Raw genomic sequence first — 2950 nt, forward strand, 5'->3', positions numbered from 1 at the left:
GTGCTCGCTGAGGCGTCCACGGTGGTCGTCCTGGACGAAGGTCGCCTCGCCTGGCAGGGCGCACCGGCCGCTCTTTTCGCCGATCGCGATCTCGTCGAACGGTTCGGCATCCGGCCGCTGCCGATGAGCCTGCTGACTCGCGCGCTCGTCCGGGAGTGTCCCGAACTGGCGTTGACCATGCCCGGTGAGAGCAGCTCGTTCACCAGTGTCGCCGAGACCGCCGAGTGGTTGCGCGCCACACTGCCCGCAGGAGCGAGGCCACCGGCCGATGGAGCCCGAAGCTCGAGCAGCGCGCCGCCGGTGATCGAACTCGAGGATCTGCAGTTCGGCTATTCACCCAAAGTGCCGGTGCTGCATGGCATTGATCTGACGATTCGAGCGGGCGAGTTCGTCGCGCTGGTCGGTGCCAATGGGGCCGGCAAGACGACGGTCGCCAAGCATCTCAACGGGTTGCTGCGTCCGACCTCGGGAAGGGTCCGGATCTGTGGTCACGACATCTCGGATCGTGCGCCTTGGCAGTTGGCGGGGCAGGTCGGCTATGTCTTCCAGAATCCCGATCACCAGATCTTCTGTCGTTCGGTGGCCGAAGAGGTCGGGTTCGCGCTGCGGACGGCCGGTCGTCCGGCCGCAGAAGTCGCGGCGAGGACCCGTGAGGTACTCGACTTCACTGGTCTGTCCGATGTGGCCGACCAGAACCCGCTGACGCTGAGTCGTGGCCAGCGTCAACTCGTTGCGATGGCCTCCACCCTCATCGCCGAACCCGAGATCCTCGTGATCGATGAGCCGACCACCGGGCAGGACTGGCGCGGAGTGCAGGCGATCATGAGTCTGGTCGACCGGCTCAACCGGCAGGGTGCCACCATCGTGATGATCAGTCACGATCCGGAACTGATCGCCCACCATGCTGAGCGGGTGGTGCGAATTGATGGCGGACGTGTGGCTGCCGACGGCACGCCCGAAACCCAGATCATCACTCAGCTTGGCGAACTGTGGCAGCAGTGCTTTGGCATTGAGCAGGTTCGTTGCGACGAAGAGATCGCCGGCCGGCGGCTGGCCCGGCTCTGTGAGCCGGCCTGGGGAAGGCGGTGAGGCGATGAGACTTGCGCTGCCCGCGCGGCTGGCCATTCTGCTCGCCACCACCATGAGCGTGATGAGCTTCGCCCACCCGCTGTGGAATCTCGGGGTGCTGTGCATCCTGATCGCTGTCATCGGCTGGCAGCGCATGCCGCTGAGTCAGATCTGGCCGCTGCTGCGCGCTTCGATTCCGGTCTTTGTGCTGGTGGGAGTCTGCGCAGCATTCTCAACGCCCGACCGGGTGCTGCACGATCCGGCGCACCTGCGGCTACTCGCGCAGTGGGGTCCGGTGCGGTTCACCGCGGGCGGAGCCCTGATGGGCTGCACCTTCGTGCTCCGCATGCTCGCGATGATCGTCGCTACCTGGCTGGTGATCCACGATCTTTCGGTGGACGAGGTGCTCGATCTGGCCGCGCGCTGGAAGCTGCCCAGCTGGCTGTCGATCCTGGTCACCTCGGCGATGGCAGCGATCCCGAATCTGGCCCGGCGCCGCGAGCAGATTCAGCAAGCCCAGCAGGCCAGGGGCCAGCGCATCGACGCCGGCCATTTCGTCCAGAGATGGAAGGCGAATATCGCGATCGTCATTCCGCTGCTGACCAGCTCGCTGGTCACTGCCGAGAACCTCGGGGTGGCTCTCAGCGTCCGCGGCTACGGCGCACACCGGACGATGACGTCCATGCATGATCCGGTCCGCAGGCCGGAGGAACTCGCGGTGAGCGTGCTGGCCCTGATCGCCGGCGCCTGCGCCGTGATCGGACGCCTGGCATGGGGCTGGGGGAGGCTCTGAACCGGCGCGTCGGGCACCTGGGCCGTGATGCACTGATCCGGTGTCACTGCGACAGGTGCCTGAGGAGCTCAGGGACGATCACCTCGAAGTCGCCGACAACGCTGAGATCGGCAATCTGGTGGATGGGGGCATCCGGGTCACTGTTGACAGCCACGATGCAGCGGGCCGAGCGGATTCCCGCGACGTGCTGCATCGCGCCGGAGATCCCAAGAGCGACATAGAGGTCTGGGGAGATGGTCTTGCCTGTCTGGCCGATCTGGAGATCGGCCGGGACCCAGCCTTCGTCGACCGCGGCCCGGGAGGCGCCGACGGCACCGCCGAGAGCATCGGCAAGACGCTCGATGAGCGTGAAGTCGCCGTCCGTGCCGCGGCCTCCGGAGACGACCACCTTCGCCTCTGCGAGTCTGGGGCGGCCGGTGTCGACTGCGGGCCGCCACTCAGTGACGACCGCCTCCGGGTGCCCAGTGGAGTGAGAAAAGCTCGAGTGATGGGCGGCAGGGCTCGTGGGGGCAGGCGTGGCGGTGAGCGAACCGGGCCGTAGCGTGCACACGGTGACCGGGGCCGTGGCCTCGGCGCAGATGGTGAAGCGCCCCGACCCCACGGACTTGGTGACGTGCACCCGATCACCGTCGAGATGGACATCGCAGGCGTCTGTGATGAGGGCGGCCGACAGTTCGTCGGCCACGAGCGCGGCAGTCTCACCGCCTTCGGGGCCAGCGGATATCAGGATCAGCGCGGGTTTCAGCTGGCTGGCCAGCTGCACCAAGACAGCGGCTTTGGCGGTGCACAGCGTCGTGCGCACCTGTGGGCAGCCGACAATCTGGATCTCGGAGGCACCGTACTGGGAGAGCAGAGCGGGCGCGTCGTTGGCTGACTCGCCGATGATGGCGGCGATAGGGTCCCCGAGACCGCGTGCGAGCGTGAGTAGTTCGCCTGCGGTGGCGTCGGGAACGCCATTGGTGGTGGGGACGAGGACGAGGATGTGATCCATGGTGATTCCTGAGCTGGTTCGGTCTGGGGTCATCGGGCGGCGGCGGACAGGAAGGTGGCGAGCTCAGTCGCGGCAGCGCCGTTGGTATCGGTGAGGGT

3 protein-coding genes are annotated in these 2950 nt (G+C 66.8%); 2 read left to right on the forward strand and 1 reads right to left on the reverse strand.

The window, feature by feature from the left end:
* Positions 1-1089 (forward strand): ABC transporter ATP-binding protein (locus tag AAFP05_RS03815; RefSeq protein WP_341728530.1); only part of this gene is annotated, 1089 nt, incomplete at its 5' end.
* A gap of 4 nt (positions 1090-1093) precedes the next feature.
* Positions 1094-1861 carry an energy-coupling factor transporter transmembrane component T gene (locus tag AAFP05_RS03820; RefSeq protein ID WP_341728531.1) on the forward strand — a complete coding sequence of 256 codons (768 nt, stop codon included), beginning with the start codon at positions 1094-1096 and terminating at the stop codon, positions 1859-1861.
* Positions 1862-1904: 43 nt separating this feature from the next.
* Here AAFP05_RS03820 and AAFP05_RS03825 read toward each other — a convergent pair whose 3' ends face one another.
* On the reverse strand, positions 1905-2852 hold the full coding sequence (locus tag AAFP05_RS03825; RefSeq protein WP_341728532.1) for an electron transfer flavoprotein subunit alpha/FixB family protein: 948 nt from the start codon (positions 2850-2852) through the stop codon (positions 1905-1907).
* Positions 2853-2950 lie beyond the last annotated feature (98 nt).

The organism is Brooklawnia sp. (genome assembly GCF_032229645.1).
GTDB lineage: Bacteria > Actinomycetota > Actinomycetes > Propionibacteriales > Propionibacteriaceae > Brooklawnia.